General features: G+C 36.0%; 10 protein-coding genes. 1 reads left to right on the forward strand and 9 read right to left on the reverse strand.

The window, feature by feature from the left end; genetic code table 11:
• Nucleotides 1–7: 7 nt before the first annotated feature.
• The 6 genes from BC781_RS23695 to bglX all read right to left on the reverse strand — a co-directional run bounded on the left by BC781_RS23695 (nucleotide 8) and on the right by bglX (nucleotide 13,032).
• The gene (locus tag BC781_RS23695; protein WP_109622713.1) at nucleotides 8–1,831 is read right to left on the reverse strand and encodes a RagB/SusD family nutrient uptake outer membrane protein; all 1,824 of its coding nucleotides are present in this window, start codon (nucleotides 1,829–1,831) and stop codon (nucleotides 8–10) included.
• A gap of 45 nt (nucleotides 1,832–1,876) precedes the next feature.
• Nucleotides 1,877–5,155 (reverse strand): TonB-dependent receptor, encoded by a 3,279-nt coding sequence (locus BC781_RS23700; RefSeq protein WP_158281570.1) that lies wholly within the window; start codon nucleotides 5,153–5,155, stop codon nucleotides 1,877–1,879.
• Nucleotides 5,156–5,364: 209 nt separating this feature from the next.
• Nucleotides 5,365–6,330 carry a FecR family protein gene (locus BC781_RS23705; protein WP_211323968.1) on the reverse strand — a complete coding sequence of 322 codons (966 nt, stop codon included), beginning with the start codon at nucleotides 6,328–6,330 and terminating at the stop codon, nucleotides 5,365–5,367.
• Nucleotides 6,331–6,591: 261 nt separating this feature from the next.
• On the reverse strand, nucleotides 6,592–9,807 hold the full coding sequence (locus BC781_RS23710) for a glycoside hydrolase family 2 TIM barrel-domain containing protein (protein ID WP_109622719.1): 3,216 nt from the start codon (nucleotides 9,805–9,807) through the stop codon (nucleotides 6,592–6,594).
• Between the two features lie 10 nt (nucleotides 9,808–9,817).
• Complete coding sequence (locus BC781_RS23715; RefSeq protein ID WP_109622720.1) at nucleotides 9,818–10,729, reverse strand: family 43 glycosylhydrolase; 912 nt, start codon at nucleotides 10,727–10,729, stop codon at nucleotides 9,818–9,820.
• Nucleotides 10,726–13,032 carry a beta-glucosidase BglX gene (bglX, locus tag BC781_RS23720; protein WP_211323970.1) on the reverse strand — a complete coding sequence of 769 codons (2,307 nt, stop codon included), beginning with the start codon at nucleotides 13,030–13,032 and terminating at the stop codon, nucleotides 10,726–10,728. The genes BC781_RS23715 and bglX overlap by 4 nt, the downstream gene beginning before the upstream one ends.
• A gap of 285 nt (nucleotides 13,033–13,317) precedes the next feature.
• Between bglX and BC781_RS23725 the strand changes: the two genes are divergently transcribed.
• Complete coding sequence (locus BC781_RS23725; protein WP_109622722.1) at nucleotides 13,318–13,905, forward strand: RNA polymerase sigma factor; 588 nt, start codon at nucleotides 13,318–13,320, stop codon at nucleotides 13,903–13,905.
• Nucleotides 13,906–14,146: 241 nt separating this feature from the next.
• Here BC781_RS23725 and BC781_RS23730 read toward each other — a convergent pair whose 3' ends face one another.
• The 3 genes from BC781_RS23730 to BC781_RS23740 all read right to left on the reverse strand — a co-directional run bounded on the left by BC781_RS23730 (nucleotide 14,147) and on the right by BC781_RS23740 (nucleotide 19,995).
• Nucleotides 14,147–14,890, reverse strand: coding sequence for a response regulator transcription factor (locus BC781_RS23730; protein WP_211323972.1), 744 nt, complete (start codon nucleotides 14,888–14,890; stop codon nucleotides 14,147–14,149).
• A 567-nt stretch (nucleotides 14,891–15,457) separates the two neighbouring features.
• Entirely contained in the window at nucleotides 15,458–17,287 is a 1,830-nt protein-coding gene (locus BC781_RS23735; RefSeq protein ID WP_109622725.1) for a hypothetical protein, read from the reverse strand.
• A 137-nt stretch (nucleotides 17,288–17,424) separates the two neighbouring features.
• Nucleotides 17,425–19,995 (reverse strand): T9SS type A sorting domain-containing protein, encoded by a 2,571-nt coding sequence (locus BC781_RS23740; RefSeq protein WP_109622727.1) that lies wholly within the window; start codon nucleotides 19,993–19,995, stop codon nucleotides 17,425–17,427.
• Nucleotides 19,996–20,108 lie beyond the last annotated feature (113 nt).

Raw genomic sequence — 20,108 nt, forward strand, 5'->3', positions numbered from 1 at the left:
TTTCAAACTAGTAATTCGGATTTTCTACTAGGTTTGGATTATTGTTACAGATTTCTTCACCCAATGGATAGTAATACATACGGTCTGTGTTAAAATACCTTGGTTTAGAAGCTTCCAAGCCTTCTTCACGAGCATCGCAGCAGTATTTTATGTATCTGTACGTATTCTCAGGCATTTGTCTCACTGTTACAATTCCATGATGTACCTGATTTAAAACATCTCCTGCAATACGCCAACGTCTCAAATCCCAGATACGATGAGTTTCAAATGCTAACTCTACCTGACGTTCCTTACGTAATTTATCCATGGTAAGAGAAGTAACATTTGCGACACCAGCACGTTCTCTAACTTTATTGACAGCTTCAATAGCAACACTAGTTTGCCCTAATTCTAAAGCTGCTTCCGCTTGGTTTAAATATATCTCAGCTAACCTAAACTCTACCCAATCTGTCTCTGATTGCATCTGAGGTACTCTTAAGTCATCTACACTTACAAACTTCTTGATAAAGAAACCTGTCTTTGTCCCATCTGAACGTTTAGGGTAAATATGCTCACCTACGTTTTGCAACCATACTTCCTCTCCATCTACATCCCATGCTTTCCATTCACCTGGGTTTACGTCCAATAATTGACCGTTTTCTTCAACGATATACATGTCTAAAACATCTCCAGAAGGATACATATTACCATCGAAATAGACAGTTGCATGCATTCTTGGGTCTTTATTCGCTAACACTTCTGCTAAAGGTCGATTTTCATTTTCCCAATCAATTTTACCATCCGATCCATCAATGAAATCATAAGCTTCTACGATTTCCAAGGTAGGATTTAGATATGAACCCCAACCTGAACCGTAGCCTTGAACAACACTGAAATAATCAAAACTGTGCCCTTTGGCTACCCCAGAAAATTCACGTTCAAAAATCACTTCTGGGTTATCGTCATCCAAGAAGATTGATTGGTAATTGAATGCCTTATCTTCATGTTTATTGTACAGCGAATAACCTCCTTCATTAATCACTTTATTTGAAGCTTCAAGTGACTTTTGGAAATAGGCTTCTGCTGAATTGCTGATCCCTAAAACTCCTCCTAAATCTGATTGTCCATATTTTGCGATACTGCCCGCATAGAGTGCTGCTCTAGATTGAAGTGACAAGGCAGCAAATCTATTTGCACGACCATGTTCTGTACCGGAAGCATCCGTTAAAATAACTGAGATTTCTTCACATTCTTGAATAATGAAATCATAAACTTCTTGCTCCGTATTTCGCTCAGGATAAAGTTCTTCTTCTGGTGCATTAATATCTTGTGCAACAGTAATTAAAGGAACACCACCATATCGTTTTACTTTCTCAAAGTAGACAAATGCACGTATAAATCTAGCTTCTGCTTTAAAGAGGTCTTTGTCTTCAGGACGAAGATCACCTTCCTCAATTTTCTCAAGAAATTCATTACAGTTTCGGATGATTTTATAATCCCAATACTCCATGAATTTATCATTTCTCTGATAACCATTGATATTCAAGTTTCGAGATTCTACCCAAGAATAACTTGCCATTGACTCATCTGAGATCACGACATAAGAGCCAGGTTCTCTTGCTGGCTCCGCATTTCCATCTACCCATGGTGCTCCAGAACCCCAAGGAAACCCAAAATGGAATAATCTTCGGGTTGGAGCTTGGTTATACAACTCCACTAGATTTGCTCTGATCAAATTAGGATCACTCCAAACTTGCTCTTCGCTGATAATATCTAGGGGTTCACGCTCTAAGATTGATGAACAGCTAAAAAGCGTTGCGGAAATAAAGAAAGAATATATATATTTTTTCATCACTTACTATTTTAATCTAATCAAAAAATACGCTTGTCTGAAGACCTAAAAACTAATGTTTAGGTTAGCCATAATTGTTTTCTGCTGCGGGTAATTCCACCCTCTACCTCCGTTAGGAGTTTCTGGATCATAAGGGTAAACATCTGTGAAAGTAAACAAATTGAAGCCACTAAGACCTAAACGAACCTTTTCCATACCAAGCTTTGTCGAAAATTTCATCGGCACTGTGTAGCCCAATGATACGTTTTTCAGACGGAAGTAGCTTGCATCTTGTAACCAGAAAGAAGATTCTCTGTAGTTATTTGCACTCCCTGCATTACTAACCGTTCTCGGGAATCGAGCATTAGGGTCATTATTTTCAGGAGTCCATCTTTCCATGAACATAGCAAGAGGTGTTGCGCTATTGTAAAATGCTTGCTGAGCTTCAGCTTGGAAAGCCACATTATGTCCTGATGCACCTTGCCACAACATTGTAAAATCAAAGCCCTTGTAACTCACACTCATGTTCAGCCCATAAAAAATCTCTGGAATACTTCCTTTTCCTATGGCAGATTTGTCTAAGTCGTTAATCAGCCCATCACCGTTAAGGTCTTTGTATTTGATATCCCCCGGCTGTAAATCATGATTGATGCCATTATTTGGGTCTCCGTCTTGATCTACCCAACTATCAATCTCTTCTTGAGAGGTAAAAAGACCTAAGGCTTCATATCCAAAGTAACGATTGACCAATTGTCCCGATTGCTGATAACGTGCTCTTGTTTCTTCATCAGCATAAACTGGTTCATCATAATGATCCCACTCTGCTCTTGCCAAAGATACATTTCCAGAAATACTGTATCTCACATCAGCTATTGTATTGTCATGTCCTATTACCAGTTCAAAACCTTTGGCTATTTGAGAGTTTATATTTTCCTCCGGTAACTCAGCACCAAAAGTTGTTGGTAAAGACTTCACTCGTTTAGCTAGCATCCCTTCTCTTCTTCTTTGGAAAACATCAAATTCAGTCCAGATTTTTCCATCAAAAAATTCCATATCCAAACCTAAATTGGCTATTGTCATTGTTTCCCAAGTAGCTAACGGATTCGCTAAACCTTTACTGTTTATTCCAGTAGTGGCAGTACCGTCTATGATATATGCTGAAGAGAATTGATAACCCGTTAAAAAGTTATAGTTACCGATGTTGTCATATCCTAATTGACCGTAAGATGCACGAAGTTTAATATTTTGAATCGCATCAACATCTTTCAAGAAAGCCTCTTCAGATATCCTCCAACCTACAGAAGCACTCGGGAAGAATCCCCAACGTTGATCTTCAGCAAATTTGTTTGAGCCATCATTACGAAACGTAAATTCTACCATGTATCGGTCATCGTACTTGTAGTTCAACCTTCCGACCAAACCAATTCGACCATCTTGCCAAGCCCAACCTTCTGTATATTGCTTGTCTGCACTACTCGCAAACATTTGCTCTACAGCAGAACTAATAAATGCTTGTCTACCTGCTGAAACAAAGTCTCCTTGAGAAGTAATGACTTCATTCAATAACAAGGCGTTCACTCTATGTTTACCGAACTCTCTTTCAAATCGTAACGAAAACTGAGCTGTTACCCTCTCTCCTCTTTCATAACCTTCATTGAGAAAAATACCACTTTCATCTTTCATTTCTACCTCAGAGTATCGCTCAGAAGTTTCATCGTAGTAAAAATAACTATAGTTACTTCTCCAATCCTTAGACCTTGTATTCCAAGAGTTATAATTCATGAATGCTTTTGCTGATAAACCATCTAGAAAAGGAGCTTTGTATTCCAATGCAGCATTTATACTTGAGTTGGTATAAGTACTTTCTGTATATCCCGAGATATCTCTTTGAGAGATATAGTTAGGTCCAATTTGAAAACCATTGTATACAGGATAAGATGGATCTGGATAAGTGGCAGGGAACATTGGGTTAGAAAATGCTACATTCGTCATAATCTCCTCCATATTTGCACCAGGATACTCTCTATTTTCAATTCGATGCGCAACATCCACTCTCAAATCTATACTTTCTGTAAGACCGATATTCAGGTTTGAACGCACGTTATGTTGTCCGTAGTTGGTATCATCACTTCTCAATACACTTGCTTGATCCATAAAACCATATGAAACAAAGTATTGAACATTTTCTGTACCTCCACGCACATTTACATTACTTTTAAAGATTGGAGCAGAATCACGAAAAGTTTCAGCATACCAATCTGTACTTTGACGAGTACCATCTCTGAATTCGTTAAAGTCTGCCTCAGTATAAGTATTTGGAGCATAATCATTTACTAACTCCATATACTGTAAAGCATTTACATATTCTGGAATGATGGTAGAACTTTGTGCACCATAAGAAGTATTCAAGTTTACTTGCATTCTTCCTTCCTTACCTCTTTTAGTAGTCACAAGAACAACTCCATTACCAGCTCTTGCTCCATATATGGCTGCTGATGCATCTTTAAGAACCGATATATTTTCAATATCATTGGGGTCTATTCGGCTAAAATCCATCTCAACTCCATCAACAATAACCAAAGGATTATCAAAACCACGAATCTTAATACTTGCACCGTCATTACCTGGCTCTCCACTTTCATTGGTCACAATTACCCCAGACAAACGTCCTGCCAATGAGTTTGTAACGGTAGTTGCTGGAACTTCAGCAATTTCAGAACCTTTTACTGCTGCAACCGAACCTGTTACATTTACTTTTTCTTGAACACCATAACCTACCACCACTACTTCATCCAATTGTGAAACATCTTCCTTCAGTGTAATATCAATTTTTGTTCGGCTGTTTATTGGTTCTATTTTAGAGGCATATCCAATAAATGAAAACTTAAGTGTCTCAGTTTGGGCAGAAACTAAAATAACGTACTCACCATTGAAATTAGTGATTGTTCCATTTTCAGTCCCAACTTCCATCACATTTACCCCTGGCATAGGCTGACCTACTTCGTCATAAACTACACCTCTAATGGTTTGCTTTTGCTCTTCTTGTTCTATAGAACTACTTTTGGTTTTAGTATATAAAGCAATCTGTTTTCCTTTTAAAGAATATGAAATGCTAGTCTTTAAAAAGATACTATTTAGCACTTTTTGGATAGATGCTTTATATGTCTGAACACTAACTTTCTGATTTAAATTTACATCATCAGGATTGTAAAAAAACCTGTAAGAACTCATCGACTCTACTTTACCCATGACAACTTCAAGAGTTTCGTTATCATAGTCTAAGGTAAATTGCTCAACATCATCTGCTTTTAGGATGGAAGTTGATAAACCTAATATAAGTAGCATCAGGGGTATAAATCTTCTGAAAGAAGAATCTACCCAACTTTTGGAATAGTCAATACTGTGCATACGCTTCAATAATTTAACAGTGATACCTTAGTGAGGTATAAAAAAGTAAAATTGCTCCTTATTTTTTAAAACAATGGCTAACGTAATATTAACCCCGTATCACTAGCCTATGCTAAGCACATAGGCTAATGAAATTTTATAAGGCCTTATTTTTTCATTAAAATAATCTCGTTATTCTCTTCCTTATAACTTAGCTGTAAAGTGGCTTCAAGTAGGTCTAAAACATCATAAAGATCTTCATTGCTTAAATCTGCAGTCAAACGTTCGTCAGCAATTTCAGAATCTTTGATCTTGATCGTTTTATTATACTTTTTAGAAAGATGTTTAACAGCTTCGCTCAGTTTGATGGCATTTAATTCCAATCTTCCATGACGCCAAGATGTAAAAAGATTCACATCTACATTTTTCACCCAATATCCTTTTCTCTTTCTATCAAAATTGAGCTGTTGACCAGGCTTTAGTACTACGGCTTCATCTTTATTCGGTAATTGAGCTGCAATCTTACCTTCAACTAAGGTAGAGGTTACACTCCCTTTCTCCGAATCTTGTAGTACGTTAAAAGATGTACCTAAAACCTTGATTTCAACATCTTCAACTTTAACTAAAAAAGGTTGTTTTGGATTGTGCGTCACATCAAAGAAACCTTCTCCCTTGAGTTCAACTAATCTTTCTGAGCCTTCAAAGGCATTTGCATAAGTCAAAGAACTTCCACCATTTAACCATACTTCTGTTTGGTCTGGCAGAACAATGTGTGATCGTCCTCCCTCTGGCACTACAATATGTGATAAACTTGGTGCAACCACATTGCTACTTTCATTTAAAACATAACCAAGGATTCCGAGCGCACATAACAGCGGAAGAAGTATCGCGGCGATATTTCTATACCCTATCCATAATGAAATTGAAGACTTATGGTCACTCGTCTCATTTTCTATATGTTTCCATACTTTCTCCTTAGAAAAAGTGTGAGGAATTTGATCGGCAATAGCCCATTGCTCTTCCAACCATTTTTCGACTTCACCATCTTGATGATTCTCATAAAACCATTTTAGAAAGTCTTTATCTTTCTTCCCTTCGGAGACATATTTAAAAAATTGAGACTTGTTTTCCACATTCATAATCGATTACTAAATGTCTTACAATAAATAATACGTACTAAATACGCTTTACCCCCTAATCACTTTTAATTTTTTTTAAAATATTTTAAAAATGTCAGATTTACCAATTTGTCGGACTATAAATAATTCAATTTGATCAAAAATTATTTATTGAAATAAAAGAGGAAAACGCCCCCTTAAATACATTGTGATCTGTATTTAAGAGGACGTTTTGAAAAAAATAATTAATAATCCTAATAACTCTATAAGAGTTGATTACAGGGCTTTTTCACTAGCTTTTACTCGTTTCCTAGCCAACTGATGTACATTGCTTTTAGCATCAATTGGACTAATTCTGAAGCTATAAGACATCGGCTTTGGTTTGAGTTGATATTTTTCTAGAGCCATTGCTCCCCATGAGTTATTTCCCGCTACACCACTCTGACCATAATCTATATTTAGATATACATTTTCACGAACATCTATGTCGGTGGTATGTCTTAATCGGAGCTTCTTTTTCTGTTCTTCATTCAGGTTTGGAGCATTATCAGCAACTAAGAAATCTTCTCGGGCATATGGAAGTGCTGTAAAATTGAAAGGAATACTCTCTGTTACAAATAATAATCCATCTCCATCTTTATTACTTACAGATAAATATTTCGTTTCGGTATGATTCCCATTCTCTTGTGGTCTTGAATATGCCCAATACAAATCTTCAGCCTCAGATTCATACCAATCAATCTCCATTGCGGTCTTTCGATCTATATAATTTTCCTCGGGTCCTCTACCATAATATCCTACGCTTTTTAATCCTTCCTCCAAAACTGCCTGTAAGCCAAATCTAGGAAGAATAGGAAGCTTACCTTGTAAAGGCTTAAACGTGGAATGAATGACAATATCACCCGAAGGATAAATTTCATATTGAAGTTGAATACTCGCATATTTCGTTGGAGAACCAATTTCAAAATTACAGTTGACCTTTAAATGGTTATTTACAGGCGTAAAGCTAAACTCTTTCAAACATTGACTTTGGTCTACATCTCTCCAAATAGCACACTTTTCCTCCATTTTCCAGCCATAATCATTATCAGTTATCCCTCTGAATAAATCAATCGTAAAACCTTCTTTGAAGTACTCATCTCCTCCGTAGTTCAGATGCGATATCTTTCCACTTTTCTTATCGAATTCTACACTGAAATTTTCATTTTTAACTTCCAAAAATTCATCTGTTTCACCAAATTCTAGGGAACTTCCCGTAGTTGTTAACTTTTCATACTCAGAAGCCAGTTGATAAGGTAATTGCTCTGAAGCATAAATATGATCAGAAGTTAATAGAACTAAAGGTTCATCTTTTAAAACTTCTAAATGAAGATAATAATCAGCGCTTCGTACCATGGAAATGGTACGTATAGGTAGATGAATGATGCCTTCATTTTCGGGTTTGATTTTAGGTAATTCAACGATTCCTTCTTGTACTACTTTTCCACCACTTTCCTTCAATTGGTATCTGAGTTTAAATTCAGATAAATTTAGGAAGCGATACTTATTTTTCACCTTCAAGCTATGCTTCAGAACATTTTCCCATTCAAAGCTAATATTCTGATAAACCTTCTTGACCTCTTTTAAAGCAGGCTGTGGTGTTCGGTCAGGGTCTACTAAACCATTCAAACAGAAGTTATCATCAGATGGCACATCATCGGGTCCAAAATCACCACCATATGCCCAATACGGTTTACCTTCTTCGGTATAAGCTTGCAATCCTTGATCTACCCAATCCCAAATGTAAGCTCCTTGTAGCTTTGGATACTTTTCAATCAAATCCCAAAACTCTTTTAAATTCCCAGTTGAATTCCCCATTGAATGGGCATATTCGCATTGTACATAAGGGCGAGGGTCATCTCCTAATGCATAAGCTTCCATCACATCCAGTTCATCATACATTGGAGCAATCATATCTGTGTTTCTCACTTTATCTGCTTGCTCATAAACAACAGGTCGAATCTTATCCCACTTCTTTAGCGAATCATAACATTTTGAAAAGACAGGCCCGTTTGAACTTTCATTTCCAAGTGACCAATAAATGATTGCAGATTGATTTTTATCTCTTTCATACATTCGCCTAACTCGATCTAGGTGCATAGCTTCCCACTCTTCCAAAAATGCAGGATGTTTCGAACGGTCATAATTCATACCTTGGAGGTCTGCCCCTATTCCATGAATTTCAATGTTTGCTTCATCGCACATGTAAAAGCCATTCTCTAAACAGAATTCATACATTTTCTCGGGTTGAGGATAATGCGATGTACGAATAGCGTTGATGTTATGCGCTTTCATGAGTTTTAAATCTTTTAGCATCATTTCTTCATCTACAAAATGACCTGTGACTGGATGAAACTCATGAAGATTGACTCCTTTAAGCAGTATTGCTTTGTTGTTTACCTTCAACTGCCCGTTTTCTATTTTGATATTTCTGAACCCAACTTTTTGCGTAATCACCTCTGAAGTTTTACCTTCTTTATCTTTGAGTTCGAGTAAAAGTGTATAAACGTTTGGTGTTTCAGCAGTCCAAAAATCCACCTCTAAAGCCTGATTTTCAATAAAAAAATCTTGATCACCCTTTTCTAATGTTTTAGTATATACAAGATTGTCTTTTTCTAGAATACTAACGTCTATTTCATCTACAGATGCTGATGTGTTCGCTTGTAATTGAAGAATTCCTTTTTGCGTACTAACATCAAAATCGGTACGTATGGAATAATCATCGAGGTGTGCTTTGGGTCTTGTGATCAATTGAACTTCTCTATGAATACCACTCAACCTCCAGAAATCTTGATCTTCAAGATATGAACCTGAAGAAAAGCGGTAAACTTCAACAGCTAACTCATTCACTCCTTCTTTCAGATATTTCGTTACCTCATACTCTGTTGGGGTTTTAGAGCCTTCACTATACCCTAAGAATTCTCCATTTAACCATACATAATAGGCTGAAGCAACACCTCCAAAATGAAGTAATACCTCTTCTCCTTTTTCTATCGAACGATAATCAAAAGTCGTTTTATAAGCCCCAACAGGGTTTTCTTCTGGCAATACATATACGGAAGTGTCTAGGGTAAAAGGATATGGAATATTGGTGTAAATAGGATAACCGAAACCTTGTACCTCTATCGTACCTGGTACCTGGATATCATCCCAGTCTTTGACACTGAAACCTTCCTTATAAAAATCAGATGGACGGTCTTGAGGATTACTGGAGTAATGAAATTTCCATGTACCGCCCAAGTCTTTCACAAAAACTGATTGATCAATATCTGCTGCTAAAGCTGCTACTTTATCTTGAAATGGAATAAAGGTAGCTCTTGCTGGAAGTCTATTGATATTGAATACCGTAGGATCTTGCCATTCTTTCAAGACATCACCTTTCTTTGGTGGATTTGAAAGCCCACAGGCATTAATGATCAAGGTTAAAAAAACGAGATAATATGATTTTTTCATAATGTTCTGTTTAGTTGGATAATGGTTCTGCGTTGATTCCTTCTCTAGTCATTTTGACTTCTTTGATACTCCCATCCTCATAATATTCTAAGTATTCTGCACATACTCTTCGCTCATAAGGGCTTGGTCCTTCTACATGGTAAAAGAGGTACCATTTATCCCCTAATTGGGCTATCGAATGGTGTGAATTGCGTGAATTGTTATCAAGAATGACCCCTCTATATTCAAAAGGACCGTAAGGAGATTTTGAGGTACTATAAACCAATAATTGTTTTACGGCTCCATCCCTTTCGATATGGATAGGATATGAAAAATAGTAAGTATCATCTTTTTTGTGTACCCAAATTCCTTCTCCATAATTCTTGAGCGATAGCTTCTGGGGTTCTTCCGCTAGCTCAATTAGATTATCTTTCATCTTAGCCATGGCTACCCCATTTCCTCCTCCATAGTATAAATACGCTTGATTGTCTGTATCTACAAATATGTGAGGGTCAAAAGAGAGCACTCCTTCTACTTGATTTTTAGTTATCAAGGGTTTGTCTAAAGCATCTTCAAAAGGACCATTTGGTTGATCTGAAACAGCCACACCTATTTGGAATTCGGCAGGAAAGAAGAAATAATACTTTCCTTTCCAATACATGGCATCGGGTGCAAATGCTGCTTGTTTTGCCCAAGAAATTTTTTCGAGGCTGAAGATTTCCCCTTCGTTTTTCCAGTTTACCAAATCTGTTGAAGAATAAGCATGCCACCTTTTCATTTCTTCCCAAGAGGTACTTCCTACTTCGTCCGTGGAAGGATAAATCCAATACTTTCCAGCCCATTCATGTATGGATGGGTCTGCATGAAAATCTGGAAGAATTGGTTTTTGTGCTAAAACCTTAGCGGAAATACATACGATTAAACATACAATAAAGTATTTCATATCACTAGATTTTCATCTTCTTCTATTAGTCTAAAACTCGCTTTCAAGCCTTCTTGTGAATTTGTGCCAATCCAAACTTCAAACTCACCAATTTCTGCTTCCCACTTTCTGTTTGCAGTATAAAATTCTAAATCCTTTTCAGTCAGTTGGAAGACTACATCTTTTTTCTCTCCCTTTTTCAGTAATATCTTTTTGAATGCCTTTAGTTCTTTTACGGGACGAGCAGCACTTGCCACAACATCTCTGATGTACAGCTGAACAACTTCTTCTCCATCATAGTCACCTGTATTTTCAAGACTCAAACTGAGATCTAAAGTCCCACCTCTATGTAAAGTTGATGAGCTAAGACTAAGATCAGAATATTTGAATGAGGAATAACTCAAACCATACCCGAAAGGAAACAAAGCCGTTTTCTCATTATCTGTATATCGTGAAGAGAACACCGTTTCATTATCATGTGGTCTTCCCGTCCACTGATGGTTGTAATATAGAGGTAGCTGTCCAACTGATCTTGGAAAAGACATAGGTAACTTGCCTGCGGGATTATAATCACCAAAGACAACATCTGCTATTGCATTACCAGATTCAGAGCCTAAATGCCATGTCTCTAAAATTGTAGGTACTCGATCTACAATTGGACTTAGATCAAGAGGTCTTCCGTTCATGAGCACTACCACAACGTTCTTATTCACTTTCAATATTTCATTCAACAGCTCTAACTGTAAGCCTTTGAAGTTAATTTCTGTTTGGCTTCTAGCCTCACCAGATTGATAACAATTTTCGCCCATAGCTAATACAACAACATCAGCTTGTCTTGCCGTATTTATAGCTTCAGTCATTCCTCTTCTATCCGAATTGTTGTAATTCAGAAAATCAACAAACTCAATTTCTTTCTGAACATAAGTAGGTCCTTCAGCTAAGCTTAAGTTTTCGGTGCCTATTTTATTCGTAAATCCTTCCCACAGTGAAACAGCTGAATGTTTCTTCGCCTCTGCTCTCCAATTTCCAATTGGGCTATCTTTGTCTGTTGCCAATGCACCAATTACAGCGATCTTTTGTCCCTTCTTCTGAAGTGGTAATACTTTGTTTTCATTTTTCAATAAAACAATAGACCGTTTTGCGATTTCTCGAGCTGATTTTTTGAAAGAAGGTGAATTTACCCACTTCTTCTCTCTTTCTTCATCGCAATAACGATATGGGTCTTCGAATAAACCTAGCTCAAATTTTAGTTTTAAAACTCTTCGTACTGCATCATTGATCAATTCTATGTTTACTTCACCACTTTCAACCAATTCCGACAGATTTTCGGAATAACAATTTCCTTCCATATCCATGTCAGAACCAGCTACAATGGCTTTGAAAGCTGCTTCTTTATCATTGGCTACAACTCCATGCTCATTCATTTCTCCTATTGAATTCCAATCCGATACAACAAAGCCTTCAAAGCCCCAACTCCCTTTTAAGATAGTTCTTTGCAACTCTAAATTAGCCGTACAAGGCACTCCATCTATCGTATTAAATGCATTCATAAAAGTAGCAACACCCGCATCTAAACAAGCTTTAAAAGGAGGAAGAATAACATTGTGTAAGGTGTGCTGAGTAAGCTCTACCGTATTGTAATCCTTTCCACTCTCAGCGAATCCATAGCCTGCAAAATGTTTCGCACAAGCCGCAACAGTATGTACAGATTTAAGATCATCGCCTTGGAAACCTCTCACTCTAGCTTGCCCAAATTGACACCCAAGATAAGTATCCTCTCCCGCTCCTTCCATAACTCTTCCCCAACGTGCATCTCTGGAAATATCAACCATTGGGGCAAAAGTCCAATTCAAGCCTGCAGCTGACGCCTCCTTAGCTGCGATACTTGCAGATAGTCGGGCAAGGTCTGGTTCCCAAGAAGCAGACTCTGCTAGAGGAATTGGGAAAATAGTTTGATATCCATGAATGACATCAAGGCCAAAGATCATCGGAATTCCTAAACGAGAATGTTCGACGGCTAACTCTTGTGCTTTTCGAATTTCTTTAACTCCTACAACATTTAGCATTGAGCCAACTCTCCCATCTTTAATTTTTTGGTAAAGCGCTTGCTCAGTTCCTCCTGTTGGAACAGGACCTGTCATTTGCCAAAGTGTAGAATATTGAGATAACTGTCCAACCTTTTCATCCAAAGTCATGATGTTCAAAAGGCTGTCTACTTTGAGTGTTATCCTATCGCTGTCAGTTCCTTTCAAATTCGATTCTGGATTACAAGACCAGATTGAAAGGGCAAAAATTAAGGTAAAAAGTTTGAATGTTTTCATCATTTATCATCAAAAAGAATAAAATTCACTTTCTACACTTATATACATCTTTAGCATCAATCACCCCCTAATATTAATCTCAGAAATTTTAAATCTTACACTAAGATCAACTCTTTAAATGGGCATTGAAATGTTAATAGCTCAGCATAAAAAATTCTTAAAGAAGCCTAAAAAAGATTTGTTTAGTTAAATTTCATTTACGTATATTGGTCATAATTAACGTCTGTATTACACTTAAGGAGTGTGAGTAAATATCCTTACAATTCTACAATTAGAACTTTTTTTTTGATGATTAACGAAGCTCTACTAGATAACTTTTTAAAGGGAGATCACTATGCTTTCCGTATTGTTTTCGAAGCATATAGCCCTCGTGTTTACGGGATGTGTTATGGCTATTTTAAATCTAGGGAAGATAGTGAAGAATTAGTTCAAGACATCTTCGTAAAACTTTGGAAATACAGAGCAAATATTGATGTAACGAGAGGAGTAGAGGCTTATTTATTCCGCATGACAAAAAATGAAATCATCAATAAAATCCGTAAATCAGAGCTTCAAACTGTCGGATATTCTAATGTAGAATCCCAACTCTACCAAGAAGAAAATCCTGAAGAAATCACTGACTTCAAGTTTAAATCTGAAAAAGTGAAGACTTTGATAGAAGAGCTTCCAGAAAAATCAAAAGCTGTTTTTATTGCTAGAAGAATGGAAAATAAATCCAATAAAGAAGTCGCTGAAGAATTTGGGCTTTCAATAAAAACTGTAGAAAATCATATGACACGTGCTTTGAGTTTCTTACGTAAAAGAATGGTTGAGGAAGACATTATGATTTGGATAGTGATTTGGTGTTGTAGCCAAGACTTTTTCAAAAACCTTTAGTTTTCCATTCTATTCATACTCCTTGAAGATTAGGTATGTAGATTTCGACTATTTATCCCACCCCAAACCTTTTCAAATAAAAATTAATTTATAATTATATGAACCAAGAATGGGATGATGTGACTTGTGATTCATAAGTATGAACTCTCACTAGCTTAAAAATTAAAAAAGCCAGCATTTTGAAATGCTGGCTTTTTTAATGTTTTATCCGAATACAAAACATTAAATTATTTCACAAGACCTAGATCAAACCCATCTCTCTGGACTTTAATAAGAGCTGAGCACTATTAGATACATCTAGCTTTTTCAACATATTTTTCCTATGAGTTTTTACCGTATGTGGGGAAATATTTAGTGTTCTTGAAATTTCATTAGAATTAAATCCTCTGTTAATAAATCCTAGAATTTCACGCTCTCTATTGGTAAATATTTTTTGGAAATAATTTATTTCTTGTTCATTTAAATCAAGTGTCCCAATGCCTTTTATTTCACAAATTAAATGATCAAGAGTTTTTGGTTTTAAATAAGTTATATCTTCCCAATACGATACCGAATGCGTCATGATTCCATTTTTTCTACCATTATCTACAACTGTTCGTTTGTAATGATAAATTTTTCCATGCTTCCCTTTTAGGGTTGCAATAGCTTGTAATTTCGCTACAAAAATATCATTGGTTGAGGTAGAAACATCATTCACCCATTCAAAAGATTGTTGAGCTAGACGTGCGTTTTTGTCATAGCTTTCTTTGTCCATCAGATCAAATAGATCAAGAAATGAATTCAACTCTGTTATTGTGTATCCTGCTATTTTTTGTTCTTTATTAAATCTTGTTTCTCCATTTAGATAATTAAATTCTAGGGTCGGTTTTATGATTTGTTCTTTACCAAAAGGGTCTACATAATCAATATTGGGTAAAATAATTCCGCTTTCATTTCTTTCTTCAAGGTAGCTTTCTGTGCTATCCTTAAATAATTGTTCATTCATTTCTAGTTTTAAATTTCAGTAGTATTAAAAAGTAAAAAATTATGCAAAAAAATAGCGTACTCTCCTTATGGTCGGTTAGAGAAAAAGCCTTTTAAACACACTAATTTTGATGATATGATCTAAAGTTTAAGATTAGTTAGAGATAAGTATCATCAGACTCATTTATCGCTATTGCATACAATATGCACAAATATAATTATTAATTAACTAAACTTATTTATTCACTATAAACTTTATATAATTTTAGCTAACGGATTAATGATTTTAAAAGTATGCCTCGAAACCATATCAATTTTATTATTATTCTAATCGTGTCTATTTCAAGGTACTATTCTAGCGTAGCATTACTTTTTTACAGAAAAGCGTAAGTAAAAAAAATCTTTGTCTTTAGACTCATATCGTCGTTTTGAAGTACAAAACACATGGCTTGCTACTGAAGGGGAATAATAGGCATTAGGGAAAATAAACTGTTTAAAATAAAAATACCCCAAAACTGTGATTATTCAATTTTGGGGTATGAAGTATTATTTTGGAAGAAAAATCAGTTCCTGATATAGTATACTCCGATTACAAAACAGTAAGAGGTTTTTTGGCCTTTTGAACTTGAAGAATCACTGAAGATATCTGTCCTCCATCATCAGGAAATTGAACTTTAAGCTGATTTTTTCCTTGCTTCAATAAACTAATATCAAACGGTATTTCAAGAGTTCCAAAGAATTGTCTTCTGTTATGCTGATTGTATCCCTTGATCAAATCCCCATCCGTATTTAACGGCTCATCATTTAACCACACATTAGGCTTCAAACTTGCATTTAAAGCTCGTCCAAGGCCAATTCTGAGTATTGCTTCTCCATGTCCTGTTTCAACATCATTTATCGAGAATGACAACTCTTTATTAGCTTCAATGTTCTGAAGGTAAGTGTCTGCATAGTATTTTGAACTCACAATTGTATTATCAAATTTGACAGACGACTTAAACTTGTAAGTAAGCACTACCGTTTCTCCATATACTAATCTTACTTTTTGAGGAGCTTCATTTAAAGTTTCAAGTGTAAGTTCTGGTGCTTTATCGATGAATGTTTTTACCCTTTTAAGTTCTACACTTTTAAGACCTTTTGCTTCTAAAAGATTCAAGTCTAACTCTTGAGTTTCATCGTTCAGGTTATTCAATACGACATACAGCTTTTTGCCATCTACAACAGCTAATTTCTGAATATCTACATTGGAAGAATTGATTCTTACTCGCTCACCTTTGATGTCTTTCCAGACCTCAAAAAAGTATTTACGAGAAGTTAATTCCCAATTTCCATTACTATCTTTTGTCCATAAACCCGCTTTAGAATATTTTGCTGTAGGATGCTGTTTTCCTGTAGAAAATGGAATACTTGTCACGATGCCATCCCCTCTTTCCATAAAGGACATAACCATGTGAATTTGCGACCTTACTGCTTGCGCATTTTCAATTGGATGATAATTTGAGATACCACTTTTAGGCTTCCAGTTCGGTTGATCAGAAACTAGCCTTCCATATTCGGTCACAGCAATAGGCTTTACAGTTCCTAGTTTTAAAAAACTGTAAGCTTCAATCATGTCAAGAATAGCTTCTGCATTTGAACCCGACCTTCTTCCTCCAGTATTATTCAAACCTTTGCCATCATAAAGATGAACTGAAAAAATATCTACATCGGCTCCTGCTATATCAATGAACTTCTTATACCTCGAATTCCAAACTGAGAAGTCATCTTTTTCAAACTCTGGCCATGCAGAACCATAACCCAAAAGTTTCATGTTTTTCAGCTCTGGAGTAGCATGAATAGCTTGTCCCATATCCCTATGAAATTCGCTTATTTTAGTGATAATATTATCCGTTTTGGCTTTATTCCTTTTTCCTGGATAATGATCATGTGCATGAACCATTGGCTCATTTAAAGGCTCAAAAAACATGGGAACAGACGGCCAACTATCTTTAAAACTTTGAGCTGTAAATGCTGAAATCTGTTTAGAAAAATCAGAGACATCTACAGTCGAATAGTCTACGGTCTTATCATAAAATAGATTTTTAGCAGTTCCTGTAGCCACATCATTGGTTACTTCTCTCACACCATCAAATCGATCTTTTACAAAAGGTATTTTCCCGTTTTTGACCATGCCTACAGGGTTCCAAAAACGTCTTGAACCCTTATAATCATATTCGATATTATACTCCTTTTTAAATTTAATAAAATCGGGGTCATCCTTCTTTTTACCATCAAACCAAATATGAGCATTTAAATATTTGCCTCTATCAAAAGTAGATTCACTCCCAATAAAGCGTTGTGTTTTGTGATCTATGGTAATAGTCCCTTGGGCAATTGATGTATTTTCTACTGCTAGAAATAGCCCAATTAGGTACAACATGCGTTTAAAAATTTTTCCTCTCATCTTCCTTTCTAAAAAATTATAGCCATTACCAATTAAATAAAATCGTATTTGGCCAATTAATACAATAACGGATACAAAACACTAGGCTTGTATCCGTTAGCTGAATTTTAATATTAATCAATAAGTAATTTGATTGTCTTCACTCCAAATTGAGATTCAGATTTCAGAATATAAACTCCAGATTTATACCCCTTCGCTGAGATATCTAAATCTTTTTGTTTTACAGTTTTATGGAAAAGAAGCTCACCATCTATGCTAAAGAGACTTACCTTAGTTTCAATATCCTTGTCTAAGGCTAAATGAATATTCCCTCCTGTTATTGGGTTTGGAAATACACTCACTTTACTAAAATGCTCATTTAACTGATCTTCAATTGCTGTAATTCTTGCCGAACTAGATACCTCAGCAAATCTCCATTGCGTATAATTGCCTGTATAGCTCTCTGACGGCCTTTGAACCATTTCATAATCTAAACCTGTGTCTGCACTAATATCGTCGTAAGAACTAGGCCTAAAGTACATTCCACTCCATCTATTTTTCAAATAGAACCATTCACCAGTACTTATTACCTTTTCCCATTGCGTCATGTGCCAAGTATTACTAGCATCTACAGCTTCTAAAGCAGATCCATCTACTTCTGAAACAGGCCTTATATATCTTCCTGTTTCTTTGTTTTTTAAATAGAAATAATTCGTTTCTCCTTCAACAGGAATCATTTGCCATTGTACAAAATCTGCTTTCCAAGAAGATGGCGCTTGAACCATCAAACTTCCCTCTACATCTTCTTTTGGTCTCAGATATTTTCCAGTTTCTCTATTTTCAATGAAGAAATAATTTGATGGCGCAACATAAGGTTTATCATTGGTATTTACTTGAAGAACAACCGAACTTATATGTCCTCCTCCATCAGAAAACTTGACTGAAACCGTATTATTTCCAGCATTCAAATAAGAAAGATTTACAGGTATTTCTAGAACCCCAAAAAATCGAGAACGATTGTTTTGATCATAACCTTTGATCAAATCTCCATCTGTGTTTACATCGTTTCCATTTACGGTTACTGTTGGCTTCAGACTCTTTCCTAAATCACGCCCCACTCCTACTCTCAATATAGCATTCCCACTTCCATTACCTCTGTCAATTCCATTAAAAGTAAAAGAATTGGCTGTATTTGCTGTTATTGCTTGAAGGTATGTAGAAGCATAATATTTTTTGCTAAACTCTGTGTGATCTGATGTTATAGCAAGGTCAAAATTGTACACTAGAACAATAGTCTCTCCATATTCCAAACTTAAACTTGAAGGAGCTTGAGTAACTGTTGTTTGAGTGAATTCTGGTTCTTTGTCTACAAATGTCTTTAACCTTTTGATTTTTACATCATTCAAATCTGATGTATTTAAGACATTCAAATCAACTGTTTGAGTAACATCATTTAAGTTGTTTAATACGACATAAAGTTGCTTCCCATTCACAAAAGCTTGTGACTGAACATCTACATTTGTAGAATTTATACTCACACGCTTCCCTTTCACATTTTTCCACACTTCAAAGAAATATTTTCTTGGTGTCAACTCCCACTGATTTGCGCTATTTCTAGTCCATAATCCTGCTTTTGCATACTCTTCTGTAGGTTCTCCTTTTCCTGTTGAAAACGGAATGGTAGTTACCATATGATCTGCTCTTTCCATAAAAGACATCACCATATGAATTTGAGATCGAACTGCTTGTGAGTTTTCTATCGGATGATAATTGGAAACGCCATTTCCTTTTGCCCAATTTGGCTGATTATCCACGAGTCTGCCATATTCTGTGATTGCCAGAGGTTTTACTTCACCCAATTTGATAAAGCTGTATGCCTCAATCATATCCAAGATTGCCTCTGAATTTGAACCTGATCGACGACCTCCGCTATTATTCAAACCTTTTCCATCATAAAGATGAACTGAAAATATATCTACGTCAGCTCCTGCAATATCTATAAACTTCTTGTATCGGGTATTCCAGATATCAAAATCATCTTTTTCAAATTCTGGCCATGCAGAAGCATAACCTGCAACTTGCATATTTTCAAGTTCGGGTACAGCACGTACAGATGCTCCAACATCTCTGATAAATTCACAGATTTTAGTAATTACCTTATCTGTTTTGGCTTTATCATTTCCAGGATAATACTCATTTGCATGAACCATAGGCTCATTTAAAGGCTCGAAAATAGTCGGTAACGGACTCCATTCATCCTTATAATTTTGGGCAATGTAATTGGCTACATTCTTAGAATACACCGAGATATCTGCTTCGGCATAATCCACATTAGAATCGTGAAACAGGCTATTTGGGTGTCCTGTATCCACGTGTGGAATAGGGATTCTCACCCCATCATAGACTTCTTTTACAGATGGAATTACTCCATTTTTAACTTTACCTAACGGGCTCCAAAAGCGACGTGAGCCCAAATATTCTGAATTGAGTAGATAATCAGTTTTGAACTGTGTAAAATCAGCATCTTCATTTGGAAACCAGAAATGTGCTTGTAAATACTTATCTCTGTCTAGTGTAGATACATTACCTATAAAACGTTGTGTTTTATGATCTACCGTAATTGTTCCTTGTGCATTTGAAAATGAGGTATAGAAGAGTAGACCTGCCAAAATAGACAGGAAACGAATTGTAGTAAATTGTTTCATGTTTAGGGGAATAATTAGAGATGTTATTGGTAAAATATAAAGTCCCTCTGCCCAGTATGAAAATATAGGATTGAACAGAGTCTAGAATCCGTGATTGAAGTATTGAGAATAAA

Origin of the sequence: Sediminitomix flava (genome assembly GCF_003149185.1) — a bacterium.
In the GTDB taxonomy this organism is placed as follows: Bacteria; Bacteroidota; Bacteroidia; order Cytophagales; family Flammeovirgaceae; genus Sediminitomix; species Sediminitomix flava.

Excerpts from the sequence above, each read along its gene's own strand:
- BC781_RS23740 (WP_109622727.1), bottom strand. The coding sequence starts at position 19,995 with ATGAAACAATTTACTACAATTCGTTTCCTGTCTATTTTGGCAGGTCTA.
- bglX (WP_211323970.1), bottom strand. The coding sequence starts at position 13,032 with ATGATGAAAACATTCAAACTTTTTACCTTAATTTTTGCCCTTTCAATC.
- BC781_RS23730 (WP_211323972.1), bottom strand. The coding sequence starts at position 14,890 with ATGAATGAACAATTATTTAAGGATAGCACAGAAAGCTACCTTGAAGAA.
- BC781_RS23700 (WP_158281570.1), bottom strand. The coding sequence starts at position 5,155 with ATGCTACTTATATTAGGTTTATCAACTTCCATCCTAAAAGCAGATGAT.
- BC781_RS23725 (WP_109622722.1), top strand. The coding sequence starts at position 13,318 with ATGATTAACGAAGCTCTACTAGATAACTTTTTAAAGGGAGATCACTAT.
- BC781_RS23735 (WP_109622725.1), bottom strand. The coding sequence starts at position 17,287 with ATGTTGTACCTAATTGGGCTATTTCTAGCAGTAGAAAATACATCAATT.
- BC781_RS23715 (WP_109622720.1), bottom strand. The coding sequence starts at position 10,729 with ATGAAATACTTTATTGTATGTTTAATCGTATGTATTTCCGCTAAGGTT.
- BC781_RS23695 (WP_109622713.1), bottom strand. The coding sequence starts at position 1,831 with ATGAAAAAATATATATATTCTTTCTTTATTTCCGCAACGCTTTTTAGC.
- BC781_RS23710 (WP_109622719.1), bottom strand. The coding sequence starts at position 9,807 with ATGAAAAAATCATATTATCTCGTTTTTTTAACCTTGATCATTAATGCC.